This is a genomic window from Desulfuromonas svalbardensis (assembly GCF_055389415.1).
The window spans coordinates 2,135,077-2,159,296 of the sequence record NZ_AP042416.1 but is presented as its reverse complement, the minus strand read 5'-3'; the positions used below and the strand labels follow the sequence as shown (position 1 = coordinate 2,159,296).

Here is a 24,220-nt window from a genome sequence, read left to right as displayed (position 1 = left end):
CTGACTCAAAATTAAGCGTCAAGTCCGAAAGCCTGCTAGGAGTTAGTCGATGCAATTTGAAGTTATCCGAAAAACATGTTTTGTGATTTGTTTGCTACTTTGTTTTATGCCGTGGATGGATGCGGCGTATGCACTGCTGTTAGGGGTTATTTTAAGTATGACCTTCGGCAACCCCTGGCCAAAACAGGCAGCATTATCTAGCAAAAACTTGTTACAGGTATCGGTTATTGGCCTTGGTTTTGGACTAAGCTTGGGAGAAATTTGGACGACAGGTCGCGAGTCGATCATCTATACCTTTGTCGGCATCTGTTTTACGCTGCTGCTCGGTACGCTGCTGGGTCGCCTGTTTAAGGTTGAAAAAACAACAGCCGCGTTGATCGCTTTTGGTACGGCGATCTGCGGTGGTAGCGCCATTGCCGCCCTGGCTCCAGTACTTAAGGCTGAAGATGATGAAATCGCCGTATCTCTGGCGACAGTTTTCACCCTAAATGCGGTTGCTCTGTTCCTGTTTCCAATGGTCGGTCATCTATTACACCTTAACCAGACAATTTTCGGGACCTGGGCCGGGATGGCAATTCATGACACAAGCAGTGTCGTTGGAGCAGCATCAGTTTATGGAGCCAAAGCACTCGCTGTCGGAACAACCGTTAAATTATCTCGAGCGTTGTGGATTACTCCCATCGTTCTGGTGGTTTCCTGGCGAAACCGTTCAACCGGAAAAAAGGCGTTCCCGTGGTTTATTATCGGTTTTATCCTCGCTGCGGCCATCAGTACTCTGGTTCCACAGTTTGCGACACAATGGCATTGGTTGGCACGAATTGCCAAACAGCTGTTGATCGTGACCCTGTTTCTTATCGGTGCGGGCTTAAGCAGGGAACTGTTAAGAAAGGTCGGGGTGCGTCCATTGTTGCAGGGGGTGACTCTGTGGTTGTTGGTTGGTAGCTTGACCTTGCTTGCCCTAAAATTGTTTGGCATCGCCTGATTTAGTCAGTCGTTATCTCGTATGTGTAGAGAGGGGAAGGAGTTGCCATATTTCGCTAACCCTTTCTGTTGTAAAACGGTTTATAATAACCAGTGACCTGAACGGATTTCGTGTGAACCATATGGAAGAGTTGATGGAATGACTAGTTTATTGATTATTATTCAGCGTTATTGGCAATTGATCACCGTGCTAACCCTTGTGACGATTACAACATTGTCACTATGGCCAGTGGCAACTCTACCTGCGTTTCCCGGCAGCGACAAAACACACCACTTTATCGCCTATACCGCGTTAATGTTTCCGGTCGCATTACGTAAACCACGCTACTGGCTGTTGATCGGAATATTTTTTATTACCTGGAGTGGAATGATTGAATTGATACAGCCGTATGTGAACCGTTACGGAGAATGGCTGGATATGGCTGCAAATACCGGTGGGATTACCGTTGGTCTTTTAGCAGGAATATTGACAAAAACGCGACGTATCGTCTGAAACGACAACACAACGTGCTTGTAAGCTATTGATTTCCTTTTTATTCACCTGTTCAACAAGATTAAACACCAGAAGGTACTTGTCTAATCGGATTTGTGCCTTTATGCTACTGGCCAGTAAAAATCAATTTTTTTCAAAGAGGTTCCCGTGCAGGAATTAGTTCCAGATAAAAATATTATTACAGATCCAGAAGTTCCGCAAAAAAGCTATGATTTGAGGATCTTACAATCGTTGCGACGGATTATTCGTGCTGTTGACATCCACTCGCACCGCTTGTCAACGCAACATAAAATTACCGGCCCTCAACTGGCCTGTCTCCTTACGATAAAAGAAGATAGCCCTGTGACCAGTGCCAATCTGGCTAAAAAGGTCTACTTAAGTCCCAGTACAGTGGTGGGCATAATTGACCGTTTAGAAGAAAAGAAGTTTATTGAACGAAAACGTGACAGCAAAGATCGCCGCCAAGTCTATATCTCTATCACAACAGCGGGGAGCCAATTGATTGAAGCGGCCCCCTCATTATTGCAAGACATTCTGTCTTCTGCACTGATGGAACTTCCAGAAACAGAGCAGGTTTCAATTACCTTAACTTTGGAAAAATTGGTCGACCTGATGGAAGCCCGCCACATAGGGGCTGCGCCACTGTTGGAAACGGGTTCTATCTCATCAGAAAAGTTCCCAGAAATTCCCTCACAAAAATAATCCCCCACCGCCCATCTTTCTCCACACCTTGACAGTATAGTTGTTTTTTGACACAATGGTTCGTGTTCAAACTATTCGCCTTAAAACAATTAGACCAATCATCTTTTTTACAGCGACATAGTGAAACCCAATGAGTCACCTTATGGCTGGTATGCCTAAGTACTTATTAACCCGTGATTGCATGACCAAAATCACCAATCCACGACAAAACCTCATTACCAATATTTACATTATTTCTGATCCTGCACCCGCATATGCGTTGTGTGTTTGTCTTGTGTGGGCGATCTAGGAGCTGCAAAAAACTAAATCTATGAGTATTTATTCAAGTGAACAACAACAAATTGCCGAACATTTAAGTCACAATGATGAAGTTGCCCTATCCAAGTGGACCGATTGGCGCTGGCAGCTGAAACATTCCATTACCAAAATTGAAACGTTTGAGAAGTTGCTTGGGATCAACTTTGATGAGAACGAACGGCGCAAAATAGCACTGACCATTAAAAAATTTCCCCTTTCAATTACTCCGTACTATCTCTCCCTCATAGACCGCAGCAATTTCCGCAATGACCCCGTGTTTCGCCAGGCCTTCCCCGACCCACAGGAGCTAGTGATTGAGAAATGCGACATGGCTGATCCGCTCGCTGAGGAACGGGATAGTCCGGCTCCTGGCATAACACACCGTTACCCAGATCGGGTGTTGTTCCATATCAGCAATGTATGTGGTATGTACTGCCGCCATTGTACCCGCAAGCGCAAAGTCGGTGATATAAACTCCATTCTTGAACCTGAGCAGATCCGCCTTGGACTTGATTATATCCGTGCCACCCCCGAAGTGAGAGATGTCCTCCTTTCGGGTGGTGATCCTCTCATGCTTAATGATGCCTACCTCGACTGGATTCTCACCGAGCTGCGCCAGATTGAGCATGTACAGGTGATCCGTATTGGCTCGCGCATGCCAGTAGTGCTCCCTTATCGGATCACTGATGATCTGGTTAACATGCTGAAAAAACATCAACCGCTATGGCTGAATACTCACTTCAACCATCCGCGTGAGATCACCAGCTCGTCGAAAAAAGCTCTACGCAAATTAGCAGACGCTGGTATCCCCCTCGGTAATCAATCGGTACTACTCGCAGGTATTAACGATTGCCCGCGGATTATCAAATCTCTCGTTCACAAACTGGTGGCCAACCGGGTGCGTCCTTACTACCTCTACCAATGTGACCTGTCAGAAGGGCTGTCCCACTTACGTACCCCAGTTGGTAAAGGGATAGAGATCATGGAAAGTCTGATTGGTCATACCAGTGGCTTTTCGGTACCGACCTACGTCATAGATGCTCCAGGCGGCGGTGGCAAGATTCCGCTGACCCCCAACTATCTGATTTCACTCTCGACCAATAAAGTTGTGTTGCGCAACTACGAGGGGGTACTTGCAACCTATCAGGAGCCGAATAGCTACAAACAAAATTTTTGTGATCGAAATTGCAGTGATTGTCAACTTGAATTGACACTGGAGGATGGCGAAGAGACCGATGCCACAGGCATTGAAATGTTGCTCGCCGACAGCGATGAAACCATCAGTCTCACCCCAGCCGATACGTTACGAATGGAGCGCAGAGATGAGCGCTGATCCGATCGAAAATTTTTCCAGTTCAGTTCTACAACATGGCCCAGAAAATGATCGGGTTTATCTGATGAAGCTAGAAAGTTCAGAGGTGGCACAGGTGATAAGCCATATTAACAGCCTAGCAGCAACACACCGCTATTCTAAAGCTTTTGTCAAAATACCTGCTTCAGTTCACAGTATATTCGTAGAAGATGGATACAGCGTAGAAGCAAAGATTCCGACTCTGTTTAATGGTAAGGAAGATGGTTTGTTCATGGCGCGTTACTACCAGAAAGACCGCCAGACAGACCACAATGCTGATCGGGTCAAAGAGGTTCTCACTGCAGCCGAACTAAAGTCTGACCGGGAGCATGTGGTTGCTCTGCCTGAAGGTTGTATGCTGCAGTTAGCGCGCCCAGAGCACTGCAATGAAATGGCGGAACTGTATCGGCTAACATTTGCCAGCTACCCTTTTCCCATCCAAGACCCAGAATATCTGGCGACAACCATGGCAGAAAACGTTCTCTATGCGGGCATCTGGAAAGACTCTAGGTTACTGGCTGTGGCTTCTGCGGAGATTGATTACGCCAACAGTAATGCCGAGTTGACTGATTTTGCAACCGATCCAGAGTGGCGCGGTCATGGTCTGGCAAATTTACTTCTCCAACATTTAGAAATAAAACTGCACCATCTTGATATCAAGACAGGTTACACCATCGCCCGCGCTACCTCGTACGGTATGAATATTTGCTTTGCTCAGAACGGTTATCAGTTCAGTGGCACTCTGGTGAACAATACGCAGATAAGTGGCAGTCTAGAGAGTATGAATGTATGGCACAAATCGCTAAAAAAGCTCAGTAACGAATAATCACGAGTGTTGCCAAATTCGTGGATTGAGGGCTGAACTTATACGGGACTGGCTGTGGTAGCGAGTTGAGTGGTTTGCTAAAGTCACAGCCATCAAGACTTGTTGTGGCAGGCGAGGCTTGATACCTCCTTTTTTCTTCATAGATATAAAACGCAACAAAGCCGATTCGGATGCCTCCCCAAATCGGCTTTGTTGCGTTTTGATAATCAATCTGCAATCAGGTTCGCCCGTTTATCCAGCCTGCTCCCATTACTCCCTTGGTTATACAGATAGACCAGACAGACAGCCCACTCTGTCAACAACGGACTATTGACCTTCCCCAGATTCTAGTTTAGTGCTTCGCTCTACCCCAAAAGCGCTTAGCCAAAATTGGCGCGATCACTTTGGTGCCGATTGGCAACAGCGCCAGCCCCAACGCCAGCCCGAACAGACCGTCCATTGTGGCTTTGGCGCTCCATTGCGCAAGGTCGGTAACCTGCTGCGGCACGGCATGACCCACCACAGCGGCCCAATCGTAGATATGGTGGCCTAGCCAGCCATAGCCCAGCTCTTCAAACCCATGAATCACAATGCTGCCACCTACCCACAGCATCGCTGCGGTGCCAACGATCATCAACAGAGCCAACACCCTCGGCATCGAATGAACAATGCCACGACCCATTGCGCGCACCATGCCAATCTGCCCTTTGTTGGACATCAACAAACCCAGATCATCCGCCTTGACGATTAACGCCACACTGCCATAAACCAATGCCGTGATCCCTACTCCGACAACAGCCAAAATCGCCGCTTCCATCCAAAAGGTGTTTTCGGGGATCGCCGCAAGGGCAATGGTCATAATCTCAGCCGAGAGGATAAAATCGGTCTTGATCGCCCCCGCCACTTTGGCCTCTTCCAAATGCGCTGGGTTGCCCTCGGCTAAATCTTCGCCGTGTGACTGCGACGGAATGATCACGTGCTTCACTTTTTCAGCGCCCTCAAAACACAAATAGGCCCCGCCAAGCATCAACAACGGTGAAATCGCCCACGGGGCAAAACTCGAAAGTGCCAAGCCAGCAGGCAGCAGAAAAACCAACTTATTTTTGATCGACCCCAAGGCGATACGCCCAACAATGGGTAATTCGCGGCTAGCGTCAAACCCCTGCACATATTTAGGGGTCACCGCAGCATCGTCAATCAACGCGCCAGCGGCCTTTGATCCTGCCTTCGCAGCTTGGCCAATCACATCATCCACCGATGCTGCTGCAACCTTTGCAATAGCTGCCACATCATCTAACAGGGCCAGTAAACCGCTCATCTCATACCTTTCGCATGTTAATCACAATGCCTGTATCTCTGGGAGCAAGGCGCTTCGTCTTTTATTCTTTCCGACCTAACAACACCAAGCCAACCAACAGCCCCATGGCACCATCTTTCGCCTTGCTCTGCTTTGTCACTTTATCAATCGGCCAGCCTAGAGTTTCGCATAGAGCAAAAATATTGATCCCTACCCCCGATACCGATGGCCGTGCCCACTGCGGAAAACGGCAGATGCCATCCTCTTGCAACAACTGACACTCTTGACTTGAACTACAAAACAGCCGCTTACATGACCCGCCAGCAAAGGCAGCAGCCTTAAAACCCAACAATTGTGCCTGCTTTTCCAGTTGCGCTACCGCTATATGAAGCTGACGGGCAATAGGTAGCTGGTCATCACTCTGCAACACGGCCACGGACACATCACGTTTAACCACCAACACGTCTTGATAGTCGATCAAACCTGCGCTGAATTCGCTGCTACTCATGCCATGCGGCGGACAATGGGCAGACAATCCATAAGCTTCACAATCTCGACAATAGTTTGCGAGGCTTGGGTCGACTTCAAGCTGATCGATGGACAGAATTTGAGCGTCGTCCATTTTAAGCGCCAATGCTTTATCAATAAGTTGTCTCATAAGCCTATTTTACTCCGATGTTTTTATCCAGACAAGTATATCCGTTGCAAGCTAAATGGGATCAGGTCTTGGGGTGCAATATTTTCAATATGAATCGTAGAAATAGTGTAATTACGACTTGCCCCACTAACCAAAAAAGGGACATCCCCCTGCTCCATCGAGGCTGTCCCAATCTTTTGCGGTGGAGACCACTTTCACTGTATTTACAGATAAGGAATGTCTCTAGTTTTCCATAAAACTTTGCTTATTTTTTCATGGTGTGGAGTGTGATATGCACGATCAGATTCCTTATAACAGGTTTTTTAGCTATCAAAAGGTGCGTTTAAAACAAAAAACTACGTTTTTTTTTGCCCTTAATTGTTTTAATTTTAGCTAGTTGTCTTGGTCCGACCCCGTTCAAAAAATAATCAGACACTTATACTTGATGCAGATTTGAACTATTAACATTAGCGAAACTAATAATTATATTTCTATATAATTAGTTTCAACAAAGTATGATGCATAATTATTTTTTCCTCACAAGAGAATACAAGAAAAACAAACAACTCATCTCATTTAATTTTTAGAATCAACAATAAAAAAAAGTCCTACTGAGGCACGTTTATACAGGAAGAAAATATTCATTCTAAACCCTAGGGAGAGAAGCATGTCTAAATTGAACAAACTGTATCGAGTATTTTTGGCAATAACGGTATTGGCAACAGTGACGTTACTTTTTGCGTGTGGTAATGGTGGCAGCTCAAGCACATCGCCCACTACGAATACGAGTTCTACTGAAGCTGAGCTCGTTGATGAAGATTACCCTTACCTTGCCGTGAGTAAAACGGTTGCTTCAATGGCTGAAACCGTTGTCAAAGTCGCTGGTGACGAGAATGACCTGTTAACCATTACGATTCCAAAACTGCCATTTGGTCAAGCAGAAGATATCATTGTTGAATTTGAATTGACCTACAGAGGAACAGATCCGTTACCTGAAATATCTATTAATAAGGATATCGAATTCGACACAGCCGTTACCTTAGAGTTTAGATCTGACAGGTTGACAGAAGACAGTTATGTATTTGTCTTTCATGGAGAAACACAAGACTATCTTGTGCCATTTGAACAAAATGGAAATATCTATACGGCCAAACTACTTCATTTTAGCGAATATGGATTTCAGCAGACACCAACTGTCGATTCCTTAACTACTGATATCGAAGCAGGTATTCATGAACTTAATAGCTACACTGGTAATGGTGGCCTGTATGCCCTAAATAAGTCACTAATTCAAGATCTTATAGCTAAAATTAATGCTTTAGAAAAGATTGAACCCGCACTCGATCATAATTATTGGACGCTTATTTACGCCATCATTGATAGGGTTGTCAGTGATTGGCTAGATATGATGCAGATTAAGCAGGTCACTTTTTGGGATGGATACTGTGTTCATCCTGACTTTATTGAATTCATTACACAATTAGTTCAGACTATGACCGAAATTGAATTAATGGGGGCACGTGATATCAGTTCTAGAGTCAATGCTGAAGTTGTCTATCGTATGGATGGCGCCTACGCCGAGTGGAAGAACATGACTCCTCCTACACCCTGCGATATTGTAAATGTTAAAAAATATATACTTTGTGGAGTCAAATTTGCGACTGAGATGGAACTGTCGGGGACAGGCGACGATGCCATGATCGCTACTATCACAAGTACTATAGACCAATATACAGACAGTGTTATCGCAAATGCATCGTGTAGTGATGTTGCCTGTCTCGAATACTATATTTCAATCCAATCTGATCTTGCCTTAAACGGCTACGAAGACAGAACAGCTCAATTGCAGGCAAAACTAGAAGAGATTAGGCAGAAAATTGAAAATGGTGAGTGTGATGGTAACCTGTGGAATTTCACTGTTGTCTATTCAGGTCCTTATGGCGGTGGAACCGTTACTTCAACCGATGTTGATATTGATTTTGATGTTAGCGCTGACCCCAGTGGAACTAAAGTTTATGCAATAGCGGACAGTACCTGTTCTGGCTCTCTCCATGGCTGCGGAGAGTTCTTTATCTACAATGACAATATTGTTAATCCAGGTTCCATGTGGGTTAATTTCAATTCTATGATAACTCAGGCACCGACGATTGAAGGGGAAGTAACATCGCTTGAAATGGTCTATGGTAATAATGGTCTTGTTTGCGATGGCCATATCCCAAGCGGCTTTGGTCCAGATTCTGGTGTAACAACATGGACATATTCGAATAGTGCTGCTTCATGCACATTCACATTGACACCAGTGGAGTAAGACCCTTTTTACACTGACTAAAACCATAGAAAGGGAGCTTCGGTTCCCTTTCTATTTTTTACCACCAGCAAGAACAGACACCAGTCAACACCATCCCGTTGACTTTCCCTTTAATATGGGGAGTGACCCTAGTTTTCCACTGACACGATGTGTTCGTCTAACGAAGAATCCAAAATGTCATCCTCAGACAGACTCTTAGGAGTTTCATCTGTCACAACCTCTTTTATGCCTCCCGAAATAAGCGTCGTTAAATTGGTGCAACATTGAGTCAGCGCCAAACCTCCGGGAGAGACCAGGTATTTCGGCCGCCACTGGGGATCAAATTTTTCTTTATATTGCCGCAGTCCTTGGAAATTGTAAAAACGCTCCCCGTGTTTGAAGACAAAGGCGCCGAGACGATTCCACAAAGGCGCCATAGCCTGATTCTCAAGGCCTGAAAATGGCACCATACCTAAGTTGAACCAGCGGTATTCCCGCTCTTTGCCCCACAGCATCATGCAAATAAATAAATACTCCATCACGCCATTTTCGGCGACATCGGGCTGATAACGCATCATATCAATGGACAACTCCTCCATTTGCACACCAGCCCATAACGTGGCAAATGCCTCAATTCGTCCATTTCGAATCACCACAGCCATTGGGCAGCGGCTGATATAATCCGCTTGAAAAAAACCGAGGGAAAACCCTTTTTCCTTGGTACGTTTCTCTGCCAGCCAGGCATCGGAAATGTTTTGCAGCTCGTCAAAATGGGCTGCCACTGATTCCGGTTGCAGCACCTCAAAGCGATAACCCTCTTTTTCAAGTTTTCGTTTGGTGTAGCGCAGTTTTTTGCGGGAGCTGCCCTCCAGTGAAAAGGTTGTCAGCAAAACGCGAGCTTCTTCCCCCAGCTTAAATAAAGAAAGTCCCAAATCCTGATACAGATGCAGGTGTTCAGGATCGGTCGCATAAAAGACTGTCCTGCCGCCGTAACGGTTAGATAGTTCACGAAACTTCCAGATGAGCTCGGGCCAGCGCAACTCGGGGCCGACGGGGTCTCCCATGGCAATCCAGCTGCGGCCTTCCACCGCATACATGATAAAGGCATCGCCCTGGGGACTGAACAAAAAACGCTTATCACCCAACAAGGCCAGGTTGGCAGACGCTTTAACTGAATTACGGACAATGATAGAGGCTTTTTCAAGTTCCTCCTGGCCGGATTCTGTCGGTTCAGGTGATGCCGGCCGCAACAGACGCGCTGCTGCGAAAAACAGTAAAACGGCACCCAGCATAAACGCCGCAACAGCAAGCACCTGAGGAACCATCGGCGAGACCCGCTGGTCAAAGAATTGAACGAAAGCAACCACCCACTGTCTAGTGCGCAGGATCTCCGCGTTATGTGAAAATAATCCTCGAAATATCAATTAGATGTCACCTGTTATTATTTCATCACTGCGCTTTAAATTTTACGTAGCGTCGGATGAGAGTATTGGGTTCAAGGTTTTCTCAATCATCGTTCGCGCCGTATCCATAAGCTGCGTACAATCTCGAGATTGAAGCCCTTCTGTTTCTATGGCGGGCAGAACCGTCATGGAAAGGGATGCATTAGGTGGCAATATCAATTTACCATTGGGCATGGAATTAGCCGTTCCATAGATGGCGATGGGAAGAATGGCCACCCCTTTTTTAATAGCGAGTTTAAAAGCACCACTTTGGAATTGTGCCAGCTCTCCCGTTTTGCTCCTGGTTCCTTCGGGAAAAAACATCACCGACATGTCATCGTTAAGCCAAGCGCCCGCTTTTCGATAAACATGAAGGATGCTGGTCGAACTGCCACGAACGAGTTTTATGTGCTTTGCCAAAGACATACACCAGCCAAGAAAGGGAATACGAAACAGTGAATCCTTGGCAATCCATTTATATTGCATGCGAGTTTGATACAAAATAATAATGTCCGCGATGGACTGGTGGTTGGCAACAATGACATAGGTTCGATTTTTATCAATGTGTTCAAGCCCGTGGATATCGACTTTCCAGAACGGATTCATGCGAAGAACCGCGTCCGACCACCAGAAGCATTGACGATGTGAAAATTTTCGTTTTTTGTCAGTGAAAAATGTTACGCCAGAAACGAAGAGCATGACAAAAAAAAGAAGTACCGTCATCAAAGAGATGTAACCCCAAATAAACGCAGATATGAAAATTTGCTCCAACATAAAATAACCAATTTCAACAAGTGACTGTGATAGATCTCATATATCGAGAAGATAATTCCAAAACCCAAGAAAATAAGTAAGGTATCCCATCAAAAAGTGGGAGATGCAAACGCCTACCAGTGTTCTACTTTTGACGTATACGAGCCCCCAGTAAATCCCAAATAGAAAACTGGCTATTGCTATTGCGACAGACAATTCTATATGTACCAATCCAAAGAGAATAGCTGCTGTAATAATAGACCATATTTTTGCCCGTGGTCCTGCCAAAACATGTTCAATGACCGTTTGAGCCACCCCTCTTGCCAAAAACTCTTGTACTACAACTACTGGAAAATATAATAAATCCAACATATTAAATTCTAGATCATAGAACAGTGGACCACCTAATCCATTCACACCATTCTTGATGCATAAATATTTCACCACAATAAGTGCAATACATATGGTTATGGTGCTTGGCAGCATGGTTTTTATTGACTTCATGGCACCGTGAAATGTAAATCCAAAAAAAGTGAGCGGAAACTTACTTTTTTTAACAATCACCAAACACGTTACAATAAAGATCAATTCTACAACTCTTGGAGCATACTCAGACTCATAGTTCGCTGCGTTGGCGATAAACAGCAAGAAAATATATAAGCTAATTGAGAGAAACAACCCGACAAATATGGTTGAAAATAATTCCCGTTTTTCATTCAGCTCAACCAAGTCTCTATTCTTCGACTGCAAATCATTAATGGTGCTATTTAGCACCAACTCATTTACTTCAAGTTTCACTGTCATAAGGCCAAGAGACTCTACAAAATTTGTATCCTCAACGGAAAGGCCTTCATCTCTGAGAACGTTATCAAGACTTTCACCTTGAGAATAGTCGCCATGAGTAATGCCTGAGATGATACGTCCTAGTTTATTTAGCAATGTTGTATTCATATGGAATCACCGTGTAACAGAACAGATCATAATATTGAAAGAAAAGGATTCGTTTGCAGCAAAACATGAGTCAACGCGCAGTTCATGCGCCTCAATTTCTCAATGCCTCTATATAAAAAATCCATAAAAAAAGTAGCGACTATTTCTTTCCTTTGAGCGTTCTTATATTGATGTAGTTTTCATCGTTTACGAGCTCAAATTTCTGACAGTTAAAGTAGGTCAACTGCTCATTACTATAAGGAAATCGACCACAGTTAAAAAAACGCCAGAAAAGAGTTCCGTAGCTCAAACATTGATGTTGCGAGCTATCATAAAAACAACATTCAGTTATGACGTTGCAACAGTTTGAGCACCCTCCACACGTATCTTCAGGGTGTTCCCAATCTTTGGCTAGGCGAACTATTTTAGGATCTGGAGAATCCATAGGTGGTGCTGTTAGAGGAAGATGAAACAGGTTGCGGACGCTATCCGTAAAGATTACCGATTTGAGATATGAGCTGGAATAATGATAATACTTACGAAAATAAGAATGATACTTCCAAAAACGCAGGTCGCCAAAAAAGAAATAGGACGTATATGGCCCGATAACATAGATAAAACATCCAAAGGTCAGTATATTAACGACAACAATCAAGTAATTGAATAGACGAAATGAGGCCCATCTTAATTCTGTAAATGTCATATGAGGATCATCTCTTTATGGGACAAGTTGACAATGCAATTGTATTAATAATTCAAAACAGAATAGTTAAAAGAGAACTCACAGGTTATACCTCTTTGTGTTAAAAATTACCAGACTTGAAAAAAATACGGGATGCCGAAGAACGATAAAGCCGGTGATAAATTCGCTACTACTCCGGCCATGCGACGGACAGTGGGCAGACTACCCACTTCTAGTTGAGCAATACAGCCTAAGGCAAACAAGCAAGAATGCCCCCTTAATCAACTTAGATATAAATATAAAAAGCCGATTCGGATACCTCCCCGAATCGGCTTTGTTGCGATTTGATAATCAATCTGTAATCGGGGTAGCCCGCTTATCCAGCCTGTCTCCATTACACCTTTGGTTACACAGATAGACCAAACAGCCAGTCCACCCTGTCAACAACGGCCCCTTGACCTTCCCTCAAAACTCTGGAGCGTGACGATTCTTTTATCCTGCGTGAAGCTTCAGATCATTTCCCTGCTAAAAAGGTGCTATTAAACACTGAAAACAGCTATTATTTACAAATAAACTGTGTAGAATTAAGTTAATAGTTTGGTACGACCCTGAGAATAACAGCTTGTCTGTTGACTTTACTTAACGATGATTACTTTTGGAAAACACAATGACAAAAACACGCAAACTAGTACTTGATGTACTTAAACCACATCAACCAAATGCACTAGATTTTTCATCAGCATTGGCTAGCCTCGGACCAGATTACGTTGTGAAATTAATTGTTTCCGAAGTTGACAAACAAACAGAAGGTACAATCTTGACTATCGAAGGTTCTGATATAAGATTTGATGACATTAAAGCAGCTATCGAAAAAATGGGCGCATCGGTTCATAGTATTGATGAAGTTGAAGTGCATAGTGCGAAGACAACATGATTTTTTCTATACGTTAAAAGTTTAACGAATACTCCTCAAACAAGTGCCTCTCCGACCGCTAGTTGTCAAATTTCTTTTAGCTTTCGAGGCTGCCCTATATGCTTTTAAATAATAAAAAACACTTTACGTTACATCTACGTCGTTCCTGGAGTATTGCACGACGATATATGGTCACCAACGGCTTTGATGGTGTATTGACCATGCTGGGCATGTTGACGGGTTTTTATACAACGAGGATGACTGAGCTATCGGTAGCAATCAGTGCCTGTTTGGGGGCAGCAACTGCTTTGTTTATAAGTGGAATAAGTAGTGCATACCTGAGCGAGAAGGCAGAGCGAGAAAAAGAATTACGTGAATTAGAACAAGCCTTGGTGATCGATCTAAAACGGAGTGATTACGGGCAAGCAAGTCGCTATTTGCCAATTTTAGTGGCTCTAGTTAACGGTTTATCGCCGTTGCTGCTAGCACTTATTATATTGTTGCCTTTGTTGCTTGCAGATGAAATACAGGCATTATCTACGACATCACCTTTCATAATCTCTATTGCTGTTGGTTTTTTATGTGTGTTTTTCCTTGGAATATTTATAGGTAAAATTAGCAAAACTTTTTGGTTATGGTCTGGATTGAGGACATTGATAATCGCTGTAGTAACGGTGGTAATTATTCTGTTCTTTGGCCGTTCGATTTAGATCTACAGAAAAGAGATCACCCATTAAAAGGCTGTTGTCAATAGCACAAACGTACCCCGTAAGCATTGATTACATAGACAACCCGACAGCCAGTCCACCCTGTTAACAACGTCCCCTTAATCTTCTCAGTCCCTATAAAGCAATCAAGCAAGAACGTTATATATGACTCACGCTTTATAATGAACCATAATGACTTAAAATAAATTGACTAATACTAATCATGGCGGTATGTTCAGTTGTTCTTGTCGATCAAATAAATGGTTTTAAACTGTTTGTGCTTTCAAGAGGATTACCATTTTAAATTTGTTTGTAAATAATAGTGTTTTATTGATTCCTAGGGTGGTGACTATGCTAAAGATCATGAAGACTTTGTTTTGTTTATTATTCGTTTTATTCCTACTGTGTCCTTCTGCTTATTCACAGAGATATCAAGAGGATGGTCGTGAGTATGTCGATGAGGTTGTTGCTCCTGAAGGCTATCTTGAGGAATCATCATATAAATTGGTGCGTGGGGTTGCTAATGTTGTTACGTGCCCAGGTGAATTTCCAAAGCAGATAATTGTAACAATTCGTGACCGTGGCCCTATGGGGATTCTTCTTGGTCCGCTTAAAGGTGTGGGTATGTTGGGCTTGCGTGGGTTCGCAGGTTTTTGCGAGGTAGCAACTTTTCCTTTGCCAAACACAATAGATGGGGACTTCTCAGCAGTGCTGAAACCAGAATTTGTTTGGACACCATCAGCTCAAATTCATCACTAGATAACCTATGTAATTCCTTCCTTTGTTTATAAGGGCAAAGTTTTACGCATAATGGTAAGAGTTTAAACCATGAACTGGTAAACTGTCAGGAGTAGAGGACGAGTGTCTTCTTGAGAAAATAATGTAGAGGCTGTGGGCGTAACTGCTCGCAGCCTTTTTACGTTGGGGATTATTTTAGTTGACGTTAGTGATATAGAATGACCCTTGCTCCCAAAGATTCTGATCTCATCAGTCTCGAAAACCGTTTGGCAATACACCAACCGCAAAACTAACTAGCGTCCATCAATTCTTGAAATTTTAAATAAATATTCAATAAACTCTTAGAAATTGATGGTTCACGAATTGTTTGATTTATAAAAAGATCATGAAAATCTCGATTTCTCCCTATATAAACAGGAGATAAACCATCGGAAAATTGGTCTGAAGTGATATCAACTATTATTTCATTTATTTCCAACCATGCATGACGAGCTAGTGGTCTTTTGCCACTTACCGATTTAATACCTACACACCCCTTTTCATTTAACCACCGTGCAAGCATGTCACTAGTATTGCCACAACACCCCCTTGGAAAACTGCTGAATAATGAACCGCTAAGTTCACTATGGTTTTCTTCCATTACTTTACGAGCTTTTTTGATTTCATTTTTCCATCTAAGTTCATTCACATGTCACCAAATGAGAAGTTCAATTTTTTCGTCTTTTATAATAGAAAATTGGCTATAAGTTTATGGTTCAATCTATTTACCTCATCAACCTTTCAAAATTCATACTCAGCAAACTGCTCCCTAACCTGCCCTCGACCAACAAGATTATGAAACAACCTATAGTTATTCTTAGCCTTTTGAATTCGGCCAGCAACAATTGCTGGGCTAATACCGCGTTCATAAGCAATACATGCCACCAATTGCTTTGAAGGGTGATCTAGCTGGCCTTGAAATATTTCGTTCGGCAGCAGTGCTTCTGAAGCAAAAACATTGGCCTCCTCTTCGAGGGGATCACTATCAATCACAGCGTCAAGATCATCATAAAAGCTATCTTGTTCTTGATTTAGGTGCAGCTTTACGTGAGCTAATTCATGCAAAAGAGTAAACCAAAAGTTATCAATCCGATCATGGCGCAGTGTGAGAACAATCACTGGGGTGCCATCGGGTAGCAGCATAGACGCACCATCTAAATGTGTTTTGTTGAAATGTTTTACGGTTAAGAAATGAATTCCATAATTATTCAAATACTCCACAACCATAGCTGGGCCGTGTTCAAGAGCACTTAACTTCACCAAACCTTGCACCACTTCATCGGTTAAATCTTCTGCTACAAATGATCGATTCAATTTCCTACTTGAAACTTTATGATAAACCCCAGCACGCAATGCCAATAAAGCATAAGGATCTTTCTCCCCACCCTGCCCTCTGCGGCAAATGACTGGTGAAAGTTCTACAGATTCAAGATAAGGACGCACCAACTCTTCGGCACGATTGTGTGCCTCTTTTAGAGTCCCTGCAAAACGTAACCAACCACGCTTTATCATTTCATTGACAGGGAATTTCTCCCATTCAATGGATGGGTCTTCAATGGTGAGAGCAGGTGCAAATTCTTGCAACATCACCTCGGCTGGAATACCTAAACCGTGATGTAGTGCGCGAGCTTGTTTTAAGGTTAACTCTCGCTTGCCATTTAAAATTTCTGACACCCGACTCTTACTGCCAATAAAGGGAACCAAATCTTGATTTTTCAACCCTGCCTGTTCCATACGAAACTTGATGGCTGACACAGGGTCAGGTAGCTCAATTTTGTAATGCTCACTCTCATACGTTTTGATCAACAAAGCCAACACATCAAGGCGATCAGCCTCAGATGAATCGGGCAAAGGATCACGTTCAAGAAGTTGATCCAACTCTTCGAGGGCAGCGTCGTAGGCTTGTTCTGTTTTAATAATTTTTAGTCCGTCCATAATGCCACCTCAATAATCTTGAAAACGTAAATGTTTTTTCTTTTCCATCTCTGCCGTGTAGCGGGCATGGGTTCCAAACCACTTAATGCGTACAATGCGCCGTGCATAGTCAACTTTGACCACCAACCGATAGTGTTTACCCTTGATATTAAAAACCACAACATTATCTTCAAGAAAACTAGCTGAAGCGTAGCGTTTCTTTATATCCATAGAATCAGCCCATTCAGCAGAGACTGTTTCATGATACCAAGCTCTCAACGGATCAGCAGCGTCTCGGCTTTTCTTGATATATTGATCAAGATATTTCAATGCAATGACGTTCATACAAAAAAGTATAAACGTTCCCATTTATTTGTCAATAAATAGTTCCACAAAACAAAATATTTAAATTGTTCACCACAAACAAAAATGGCGCAAAACATGAAAATCATGCTTCGCGCCATTATCAGTTCAACCACTATTTATAACGAGTTAAAGCGACTAACTCTCCACCTCTTCAACCTTGCCACTCTTACGCCCATTCACCATCAAATACAACGCCGGCAACACAAACAAGGTCAACAACGTCGAAGTAAGCACCCCACCAACAACCACACTCGCCAGTGGTCGCTGCACTTCGGCACCCACACCTAATGACAACGCCATAGGGAGGAAACCAACGGCATCGGTGATAGCTGTTGCCAGCACGGGAACAAGGCGCTGTTTGGCAGCGACAATGACCGCCTCTTGCAAGGCTAGGCCCTCGGCCACTTGATTACGAATGGCTGAGATCAATACTTGGCCATTGAGCACGGCAATACCTGAAAGTGCTATAAAGCCGATGGCGGCACTAACACTAAAGGGGATACCGCGCCCGTAAAGGACGACAACACCACCGATGGCAGCCATGGGGATTCCGGTGTAGATAATCAGCACATCACTCAATCGCTTGAGGCTGAAATAGAGCAGAATAAAGATCAGCAACAGGGTGATTGGAACCACCACTGCGAGGCGTTGTTGTGAGCGTTGGAGGTTCTCAAACTGACCGCCCCACTCCATCACATACCCTTCAGGAAGGAGTACGCCGTTGGTCACTTTTTCCTGCGCTTCGGCAACGAAGGTAGCAATATCGCGACCACTGACGTTCACTTGCACTTTAATCAAGCGCCGGCCCCACTCGCGGTTGATGGTCGATGGACGATCCACAACAGTTAAGCTGGCAAGCTCTTTCAGCGGCAGTACGGCACCGGTGCGCGTTGGAATAAGGGTGTTACCGAGGGCAACAACATCGTGACGTTGGGTATCGGGTAAACGGAGCACCAGTGGGAACGAACGCTCCCCTTCGTACACTTGACCGACGCGCGGTGTACCGATGGCGCTGATCATATCGAGCACATCTTTGGCGGCAACGCCATAACGAGCCAGTACTGGACGGTCGATCTCAATTTGCAGCGTTGGCTGACCGGTGATCTGCTCAACGGCAACATCTGCTGCGCCATCAATTCCGTTCAAGACATGCTCAACCTGCTCGCCGAGTTGTACCAGTTGATCAAAGTTATCGCCGTAAATTTTAATGCCGACATCACCACGAATACCCGAGATCATCTCATTGACGCGTAAGGCAATCGGTTGAGTCAACACGCTACGGATACCAGGCAACCCTTCAAGGGCTGCGGCCACCTGTTGCGATAATTGTTCTTGATTCTCTGCTTTGCTCCACTGCTCTTTGGGATACAGAGCGAGGAACATATCGGTCAATTCGGTTCCCATCGGGTCGGTTGCCACCTCAGCACTACCGATACGACTCCACACCGTGCGCACCTCGTCGGGAAATTCATCGATCAATAATTGTTCGATACGAGTGTTGTAAGCGATGGACTCTTCGATAGAAACACCCGCCAAACGCACCAGACTCACCACCAGTGAGCCTTCGGACATTTTAGGCAAGAACTCCCCACCAAGGCGAGTCGATAGCCCAAGCGTGCCGATAAGGGCAACGATTACCACACCGATGAACAGTTTACGCCACGCTAAAACGGTTGTTAAGGCGCTGGAGTAGATCCGCTTTAAGCCAGCATCGACCACATTTTTACGAATGTTGATCTTTTTGGGCAGAAAGGCATACGACAACACCGGTGTCAGGAACACCGCGATTAGCAAGGCACCAAACAGGGCAACGATAAAGGTCAAAGCCATGGGGCTGAACATTTTACCCTCGATCCCCTCAAGGGTAAGAACGGGGATAAATACCAGCATGATGATGATCATACCGAAGATGATGGGTCGCAACACTTCACGGCTTGATTCAAGGATGACTTCTAAACGCTCTGCAGTGGTTAATGTGCGCTGAAGTTCAATCTGACGTGCGGTAAGGCGGCGCAGGTTGGCTTCGGTCATCACCACTGAACCATCGACCAAAATACCGAAGTCAATCGCTCCTAGGGACAATAGACTGGCGGTAATGCCTAACGATTGCATACCGAGGGCGGCAAACAACATCGCCATGGGGATGGTGGCGGCAACCAGCAGACCCGCACGTAAATTACCTAATAGTAAAAACAGCACCGCGATAACCAAAATGGCTCCGGCGAGCAAGTTATGCTCGACGGTTTGAATCACTTGATCGATCAACTCGGTGCGGTCGTAAACTGTTTCTAAAATGACATCATCAGGCAAGGCCGTAGCGACGGTGTTCAGCGCTTCTTTGAGAGCCATGGTGACATCGCGGCTGTTCTCGCCCATCAACATAAAACCAAGGCCGAGCACTGCTTCACCACGACCACCCGCCGAAACGGCTCCACGGCGAATTTCGTGATCGATGGTCACTTCAGCAACATCGCCAACGCGGATGGGAACGCCATCGACAGCGGTGATGACAACGGCAGCGATCTCATCAATGGAACCAACGCGGCCCAACCCATGCACCAGCAAGGTTTGCCCACCGGTGATAACCTGACCACCACCAACGTTGGCGTTATTCTCTTGCAGCGCCGTGGCAACATCGTCGTAGGTCAAGGCGTACTTGACCAACAAATTCGGTTCAACAATAACGTGATATTGCTTCTCTTTACCGCCCCACGAATTGACTTCGGCCACACCTGGCACTTTGCGTAACTGCGGCTTGACCACCCAATCGTGCAGGGTGCGTAGTTCGGCTAAATCACGCTTAGGATTATCGGAACGTAAAACGTAGTGGAACACCTCGCCTAGCCCAGTAGAGATCGGCCCTAACTCGGGGCGACCAATACCATCGGGAAGTTCAACCCCTGCCAAACGTTCCATAATCAACTGGCGTGAATCGAGAATCGCCATCTCATCTTCAAAAATTGCCACCACTTGTGACAAACCAAATTTTGAGATAGAACGAACATGGATCAAGCCCGGCAAGCCTGAAATGGCCAGCTCAACGGGTAACGACAGTTGTTTTTCAATCTCCTCAGGTCCCAAAGCCGGAGCGATGGTGTTGATCTGCACCTGAACGGGTGTGGTATCGGGAAAGGCATCAACAGGTAGATTAAGCAGTGCCACTGTACCCGCAGCAAATGCTACAGCGAACAGTAACCCCACCACCAACCGATTACGCAGGACGGATTCAATGAGTTTATCTAACATAGTCGTCCCCCCTTAATGGTCGGCACAGGAAGCACCAAGGCGCGCCTTGAGTAATTCAGACTTCAGCGCATAACCTTGATTCACCACGACGGCATCACCCAACTTCAAGCCATCAACAGCAACCAAACCACCCTTACGAGCGCCAACAACAACGCGACGCACCTCAAAGAGGTCAGCCTGTTGTTGAGCAACAAAAACAAAGGGTTGATCGTCGATCATTTGAATCGCGTCGGCTGAAATCGCCAACTGACCTGTTGATACCGCGCTGGTTAACTCGACATCGCCATACATTCCTGCCCGTAAACGATGGTTCGGATTAGCCACTTCAGCCAGAGCCGTTAAGGTACGGCTACGGCTATCAACCTCAGAGCCGATGTAGAACAGGTTGCCGCGAAAGATTTGATTCGGTAAACCACGGAATGTTGCCTCAATAGGCGCGCCATCATTCAGGGTGTGAATCTGTGATTCGGGCAGTGACAGCTCAATCCACAACGTATCGAGATCGGCCATAGTCAACAATGATCCTTCAGGAGCCACATGCTCACCAAGGGCGGTGGTTAATTCAGTCACGGTGCCAGCAAATGGCGCACGCAGTTGAACCAATGCACTGGGCTCACGCCGCGCTAACAGGCTATCGATCTCTTGATTTGTTAAACCAAAGTTTTTCAACTGCTGACGATATTTATCAACGGTGCTACGCGCACTGCGGTGATCGGCACTGGCTTGTTGTAACTCACGCTGCGAGGTGATCCCTTTATGGTACAGCGCTTCTTCACGCTCAGCACGAGCCTGTTGTTGCTCGGCTTGGGCGCTGGCACTAAGGAGTTCAGCCATCAATTCAGCCAATTCTGGCATGGCCACAGAGACCAACACTTGGCCCTTTTTGACCTGACTACCAGGACGCACGTGAACTTCACGCACCACACCACTACTCAAAGGGGTTATTTTAGCGAGGCGATTACGATTAAACGCCACCTGACCGGGAAACGCCTTACCTGAACCACTGACAGCCGCGACAGGCTTTGCCGTAGCAATACCGGTTTTAGCGGCCACTTCATCATCAAACAAGCGCACCAACATCCCTTTACCACAGGCGAGATCGGTGATGTGTCCGGCTTGGCAGAGGGCATCTTCGCTCTCTAACATATCGTGCTCTGAACAAAACTCATTCGGATCAACAGCATGGCCGTGACCGGCATGGGCATCAGCCGCTTCGTCAGCGTGGGCGTCTTTGCGTTCGCTGGCACAGGCCGTCGCACAATCGTCCTCGTCTTCGTCATGGTGCTCTACTTCAGACTCATCATGCCCATCATGATCGTCATCGTGACCTTCATGTTGGTCGGCACGCTCAACAGCGTGGTCGTCGCCATGACCGCTGGCACAAGCTGTTGCGCAATCGTCCTCGTCTTCATCATCGTGATGCTCTGCCTCTTCCTCTGCATGGCCAAAAGAATCGTCAGCGTGGTCATGACCGGCATGATCATCTTCGACAACAAACAAATCTTCAACGGACTCATCGGCATGACTGGCATGATCGTGACCGGCATGGGGATCAGTGGTTTGGGCTAAACCATTAAGAGGTAATAGCATTACAGCAATCAATGCGATAAAAACCGTCAGGGTGGTAAACGGTGATTTATGGGTAATTTTATTCATAGATTTATCCTCTATCCACAGTAAACTCGCTACCTAACAGGCGACCAAGTTCACTAAATTGTTGATGATAACGGGTCAACGCTTCGATATAGCGATCTTCACTATCGAATAACTTCCCTTGAGCGTCGAGCACCTCAATGACACCAAATTTCCCTTGGCCGTAACCGTAAGATAACGCTTCGAACACGGCTTGAGCGGCTGGGATGAGATCAGAGGTTAAGGCCTCAATCTCTTGGCGAATGAGCTGCGCACTACGATAGGTGGTGAACACCTGTTGCCGCTGTTGCTGACGGAGCGCATGGCCTTCGGCATCAACCTGAGAAACGCGAAGGTTCGCCGCAGCAATCCCCTGCTGATTACGATCAAACAATGCCAGTGGCATACTTAAGCCGGCGAGCAATGCCATGTCGTCATTCGTACTATCTCTCTTTAAACCGACTTCAAAGGTAACGTTGCTGATCCGATTGGCGCGTTGCAAAGCCAATTCGGCCTGAGCCAACTGCTGTTGCCGTTGGCGTAAGAGTAACAACGGTGATTTATCAAGCTGTTGTTCAATTGCATCCCATGTTGGCAACGCTGGCATCACGCGTAAATTACCCTCAACTTCGGTGAAATCCACCACTGAACTTTGCCAGCTACTGGCTAAAACCATGCGGCTATTATCTAAGGTAGCAATAGCTTGCTGATAACGGATTTGGGCTTGCGTAGCCAACGACTTAAAGCGTAACGCTTCGATGGGGGCTTTTTTTCCTGCAAGCACCCCTTCGTTGACAATCGCCAACACCTCGGCAGCTTGGCTGAGTTGATTTTGCGCCAACACCAACTGCTTTTGTGCCACTAAAATCGCGACAAAACGCTGCGATGTGGTGCTGATAAGGTTGGAGCGCGTGACCGCTAACTGTTGCTCGGCCACCAAACGTTGCTGTTCAGCCAGCTGTTGTCGCCGTGCGCGCTTACCGCCTAGCTCCACCAATTGACTCACAGACAGGGTTGATTGCATGGCATCAGTATCAGAATAGACACCACTACCAGCAAACTCTTCAAATTCAACGGCGAGTTCAGGATTCGGTCGCACAGCAAACTGCTGCCCTTCCGCCTCCGTTGCTAAGAGTGCATGGTGTTGTGCTTGCAGTTGTTGATTTTCCGTAAGCATCCGCTGTAGAGCATCTGCTAGGGTCAAAGGACTTAATTGATCAGTTGGTTGCTGCTGCGTTGCATTGGTTTGCGTTGTCTCAACATCGGACATCACCTCAGACGTTACGGCGCGGTTTTCCACGGCGAAAGAAGGTGATACGACGGTACAACACATCACAACACACGCAACAAAAGTAAACTTAGCCTGTACAGGCATAGTTGTACCTCCGCTTTAGGGGTAAACAGTTAATTTTATAGGTAAACCTTAAGGGATAAACAGGGGGTGTTGTTCGCTTAGTTCAGCATGACAATGGTGCGGTGGTGGAGAATTTGATCACGGATGCGTGGCACAAAATCTGCGATAACGCTCTGTGGTTGTAATGGCAAGGAGGTCAAACGGAAAAACGACTCATCAACAGATGGAGCCATGACAAGCGCGTCGAGTGACATTAAAACATCACGCAACCGATTCGAAGCGTAACTACTGCTGGGCAGCAGATCTAAACAAGGACCACAATGATCAACGGAAACCTCACTGCTCAACACATCATGCTCTGATTTATGCTCTTCACAACATGAATCATGCGCTTGCTCAAGAACAGTGTGACCATCAATACCAAAACACCACACGTAACTAGCGCCACTGGTCTGACCAACCAGCAGGATCAGTATAAAACTGAAGATAGAAACAAGATGTCTGAAGCGAGTATTTTTAATCATCAGATTATCTTATTCGATTGTGACCTTTTTAAGCAATGATAAAAAGCAACAGCTCTGCTTGATTCAGCAAAAATTTCTCCATTAAATCTGAGAGCCATCAGCGATATTTCAGCAATTCCACATAAAAAAG

The 24,220-nt window shown here is 45.5% G+C and carries 22 protein-coding genes; 10 read left to right on the top strand and 12 right to left on the bottom strand.

What is annotated here, in order from left to right:
• Positions 1–49 precede the first annotated feature (49 nt).
• From ACZ5KY_RS09665 to ablB, 6 genes are all read left to right on the top strand, one after another.
• Entirely contained in the window at positions 50–982 is a 933-nt protein-coding gene (locus ACZ5KY_RS09665) for a YeiH family protein (protein ID WP_464243688.1), read from the top strand.
• 138 nt (positions 983–1,120) lie between these two features.
• On the top strand, positions 1,121–1,474 hold the full coding sequence (locus ACZ5KY_RS09660; protein ID WP_464243687.1) for a VanZ family protein: 354 nt from the start codon (positions 1,121–1,123) through the stop codon (positions 1,472–1,474).
• Positions 1,475–1,621: 147 nt separating this feature from the next.
• The gene (locus ACZ5KY_RS09655; protein WP_464243686.1) at positions 1,622–2,176 is read left to right on the top strand and encodes a MarR family winged helix-turn-helix transcriptional regulator; all 555 of its coding nucleotides are present in this window, start codon (positions 1,622–1,624) and stop codon (positions 2,174–2,176) included.
• A gap of 130 nt (positions 2,177–2,306) precedes the next feature.
• Positions 2,307–2,465: a hypothetical protein gene (locus ACZ5KY_RS09650; protein ID WP_464243685.1), complete on the top strand. Its 159-nt coding sequence runs from the start codon at positions 2,307–2,309 to the stop codon at positions 2,463–2,465.
• A gap of 21 nt (positions 2,466–2,486) precedes the next feature.
• Positions 2,487–3,806 (top strand): lysine 2,3-aminomutase, encoded by a 1,320-nt coding sequence (gene kamA, locus ACZ5KY_RS09645; RefSeq protein ID WP_464243684.1) that lies wholly within the window; start codon positions 2,487–2,489, stop codon positions 3,804–3,806.
• Positions 3,796–4,650 carry a putative beta-lysine N-acetyltransferase gene (gene ablB / locus ACZ5KY_RS09640; RefSeq protein WP_464243683.1) on the top strand — a complete coding sequence of 285 codons (855 nt, stop codon included), beginning with the start codon at positions 3,796–3,798 and terminating at the stop codon, positions 4,648–4,650. The genes kamA and ablB overlap by 11 nt, the downstream gene beginning before the upstream one ends.
• Positions 4,651–4,981: 331 nt before the next feature.
• Here the strand turns inward: ablB and ACZ5KY_RS09635 are convergent, their stop codons facing one another.
• Together ACZ5KY_RS09635 and ACZ5KY_RS09630 are read right to left on the bottom strand one after the other, a co-directional pair.
• The gene (locus tag ACZ5KY_RS09635) at positions 4,982–5,947 is read right to left on the bottom strand and encodes a DUF808 domain-containing protein (RefSeq protein ID WP_464243682.1); all 966 of its coding nucleotides are present in this window, start codon (positions 5,945–5,947) and stop codon (positions 4,982–4,984) included.
• A 61-nt stretch (positions 5,948–6,008) separates the two neighbouring features.
• Entirely contained in the window at positions 6,009–6,584 is a 576-nt protein-coding gene (locus ACZ5KY_RS09630; RefSeq protein WP_464243681.1) for a DUF2284 domain-containing protein, read from the bottom strand.
• A 646-nt stretch (positions 6,585–7,230) separates the two neighbouring features.
• Between ACZ5KY_RS09630 and ACZ5KY_RS09625 the strand changes: the two genes are divergently transcribed.
• Positions 7,231–8,871: a hypothetical protein gene (locus tag ACZ5KY_RS09625; RefSeq protein ID WP_464243680.1), complete on the top strand. Its 1,641-nt coding sequence runs from the start codon at positions 7,231–7,233 to the stop codon at positions 8,869–8,871.
• A 128-nt stretch (positions 8,872–8,999) separates the two neighbouring features.
• Here ACZ5KY_RS09625 and ACZ5KY_RS09620 read toward each other — a convergent pair whose 3' ends face one another.
• The 3 genes from ACZ5KY_RS09620 to ACZ5KY_RS09610 are packed head-to-tail and all read right to left on the bottom strand — an operon-like array spanning position 9,000 to position 11,996.
• Entirely contained in the window at positions 9,000–10,274 is a 1,275-nt protein-coding gene (locus ACZ5KY_RS09620; RefSeq protein ID WP_464243679.1) for a phosphatidylglycerol lysyltransferase domain-containing protein, read from the bottom strand.
• Positions 10,275–10,316: 42 nt separating this feature from the next.
• Positions 10,317–11,066 (bottom strand): lysophospholipid acyltransferase family protein, encoded by a 750-nt coding sequence (locus ACZ5KY_RS09615; protein ID WP_464243678.1) that lies wholly within the window; start codon positions 11,064–11,066, stop codon positions 10,317–10,319.
• 36 nt (positions 11,067–11,102) lie between these two features.
• A complete protein-coding gene (locus ACZ5KY_RS09610; protein WP_464243677.1) occupies positions 11,103–11,996 on the bottom strand; it encodes a CPBP family intramembrane glutamic endopeptidase in 894 nt (297 codons plus the stop codon).
• 1,328 nt (positions 11,997–13,324) lie between these two features.
• Here ACZ5KY_RS09610 and ACZ5KY_RS09605 point away from each other — a divergent pair.
• From ACZ5KY_RS09605 to ACZ5KY_RS09595, 3 genes are all read left to right on the top strand, one after another.
• Positions 13,325–13,591: a DUF211 domain-containing protein gene (locus tag ACZ5KY_RS09605; protein ID WP_464243676.1), complete on the top strand. Its 267-nt coding sequence runs from the start codon at positions 13,325–13,327 to the stop codon at positions 13,589–13,591.
• A 98-nt stretch (positions 13,592–13,689) separates the two neighbouring features.
• Complete coding sequence (locus ACZ5KY_RS09600) at positions 13,690–14,280, top strand: VIT1/CCC1 transporter family protein (RefSeq protein ID WP_464243675.1); 591 nt, start codon at positions 13,690–13,692, stop codon at positions 14,278–14,280.
• 348 nt (positions 14,281–14,628) lie between these two features.
• Entirely contained in the window at positions 14,629–15,036 is a 408-nt protein-coding gene (locus tag ACZ5KY_RS09595; RefSeq protein ID WP_464243674.1) for an exosortase system-associated protein, TIGR04073 family, read from the top strand.
• 268 nt (positions 15,037–15,304) lie between these two features.
• Here the strand turns inward: ACZ5KY_RS09595 and ACZ5KY_RS09590 are convergent, their stop codons facing one another.
• The 7 genes from ACZ5KY_RS09590 to ACZ5KY_RS09560 all read right to left on the bottom strand — a co-directional run bounded on the left by ACZ5KY_RS09590 (position 15,305) and on the right by ACZ5KY_RS09560 (position 24,090).
• Positions 15,305–15,703 carry a hypothetical protein gene (locus tag ACZ5KY_RS09590; RefSeq protein WP_464243673.1) on the bottom strand — a complete coding sequence of 133 codons (399 nt, stop codon included), beginning with the start codon at positions 15,701–15,703 and terminating at the stop codon, positions 15,305–15,307.
• Between the two features lie 92 nt (positions 15,704–15,795).
• A complete protein-coding gene (locus tag ACZ5KY_RS09585; protein ID WP_464243672.1) occupies positions 15,796–16,989 on the bottom strand; it encodes an ImmA/IrrE family metallo-endopeptidase in 1,194 nt (397 codons plus the stop codon).
• A 9-nt stretch (positions 16,990–16,998) separates the two neighbouring features.
• Positions 16,999–17,337, bottom strand: a complete 339-nt coding sequence (locus tag ACZ5KY_RS09580) for a type II toxin-antitoxin system HigB family toxin (RefSeq protein WP_464243671.1) — start codon at positions 17,335–17,337, stop codon at positions 16,999–17,001.
• Between the two features lie 132 nt (positions 17,338–17,469).
• Positions 17,470–20,580: an efflux RND transporter permease subunit gene (locus tag ACZ5KY_RS09575; protein ID WP_464243670.1), complete on the bottom strand. Its 3,111-nt coding sequence runs from the start codon at positions 20,578–20,580 to the stop codon at positions 17,470–17,472.
• A 12-nt stretch (positions 20,581–20,592) separates the two neighbouring features.
• Positions 20,593–22,236, bottom strand: a complete 1,644-nt coding sequence (locus tag ACZ5KY_RS09570) for an efflux RND transporter periplasmic adaptor subunit (protein ID WP_464243668.1) — start codon at positions 22,234–22,236, stop codon at positions 20,593–20,595.
• A 4-nt stretch (positions 22,237–22,240) separates the two neighbouring features.
• Positions 22,241–23,587: a TolC family protein gene (locus ACZ5KY_RS09565; protein WP_464243667.1), complete on the bottom strand. Its 1,347-nt coding sequence runs from the start codon at positions 23,585–23,587 to the stop codon at positions 22,241–22,243.
• Between the two features lie 77 nt (positions 23,588–23,664).
• The gene (locus ACZ5KY_RS09560; RefSeq protein WP_464243666.1) at positions 23,665–24,090 is read right to left on the bottom strand and encodes a hypothetical protein; all 426 of its coding nucleotides are present in this window, start codon (positions 24,088–24,090) and stop codon (positions 23,665–23,667) included.
• Positions 24,091–24,220: the final 130 nt, after the last annotated feature.

What these genes read in the sequence shown, in the direction of transcription:
- ACZ5KY_RS09585 (WP_464243672.1), bottom strand. Translation starts at nt 16,989, where the DNA reads ATGGACGGACTAAAAATTATTAAAACAGAACAAGCCTACGACGCTGCC.
- ACZ5KY_RS09560 (WP_464243666.1), bottom strand. Translation starts at nt 24,090, where the DNA reads ATGATTAAAAATACTCGCTTCAGACATCTTGTTTCTATCTTCAGTTTT.
- ACZ5KY_RS09635 (WP_464243682.1), bottom strand. Translation starts at nt 5,947, where the DNA reads ATGAGCGGTTTACTGGCCCTGTTAGATGATGTGGCAGCTATTGCAAAG.
- ACZ5KY_RS09630 (WP_464243681.1), bottom strand. Translation starts at nt 6,584, where the DNA reads ATGAGACAACTTATTGATAAAGCATTGGCGCTTAAAATGGACGACGCT.
- ACZ5KY_RS09580 (WP_464243671.1), bottom strand. Translation starts at nt 17,337, where the DNA reads ATGGGAACGTTTATACTTTTTTGTATGAACGTCATTGCATTGAAATAT.
- ACZ5KY_RS09570 (WP_464243668.1), bottom strand. Translation starts at nt 22,236, where the DNA reads ATGAATAAAATTACCCATAAATCACCGTTTACCACCCTGACGGTTTTT.
- ACZ5KY_RS09615 (WP_464243678.1), bottom strand. Translation starts at nt 11,066, where the DNA reads ATGTTGGAGCAAATTTTCATATCTGCGTTTATTTGGGGTTACATCTCT.
- ACZ5KY_RS09650 (WP_464243685.1), top strand. Translation starts at nt 2,307, where the DNA reads ATGAGTCACCTTATGGCTGGTATGCCTAAGTACTTATTAACCCGTGAT.
- kamA (WP_464243684.1), top strand. Translation starts at nt 2,487, where the DNA reads ATGAGTATTTATTCAAGTGAACAACAACAAATTGCCGAACATTTAAGT.
- ACZ5KY_RS09625 (WP_464243680.1), top strand. Translation starts at nt 7,231, where the DNA reads ATGTCTAAATTGAACAAACTGTATCGAGTATTTTTGGCAATAACGGTA.
- ACZ5KY_RS09575 (WP_464243670.1), bottom strand. Translation starts at nt 20,580, where the DNA reads ATGTTAGATAAACTCATTGAATCCGTCCTGCGTAATCGGTTGGTGGTG.
- ablB (WP_464243683.1), top strand. Translation starts at nt 3,796, where the DNA reads ATGAGCGCTGATCCGATCGAAAATTTTTCCAGTTCAGTTCTACAACAT.
- ACZ5KY_RS09605 (WP_464243676.1), top strand. Translation starts at nt 13,325, where the DNA reads ATGACAAAAACACGCAAACTAGTACTTGATGTACTTAAACCACATCAA.
- ACZ5KY_RS09565 (WP_464243667.1), bottom strand. Translation starts at nt 23,587, where the DNA reads ATGCCTGTACAGGCTAAGTTTACTTTTGTTGCGTGTGTTGTGATGTGT.
- ACZ5KY_RS09600 (WP_464243675.1), top strand. Translation starts at nt 13,690, where the DNA reads ATGCTTTTAAATAATAAAAAACACTTTACGTTACATCTACGTCGTTCC.
- ACZ5KY_RS09660 (WP_464243687.1), top strand. Translation starts at nt 1,121, where the DNA reads ATGACTAGTTTATTGATTATTATTCAGCGTTATTGGCAATTGATCACC.
- ACZ5KY_RS09665 (WP_464243688.1), top strand. Translation starts at nt 50, where the DNA reads ATGCAATTTGAAGTTATCCGAAAAACATGTTTTGTGATTTGTTTGCTA.
- ACZ5KY_RS09610 (WP_464243677.1), bottom strand. Translation starts at nt 11,996, where the DNA reads ATGAATACAACATTGCTAAATAAACTAGGACGTATCATCTCAGGCATT.
- ACZ5KY_RS09595 (WP_464243674.1), top strand. Translation starts at nt 14,629, where the DNA reads ATGCTAAAGATCATGAAGACTTTGTTTTGTTTATTATTCGTTTTATTC.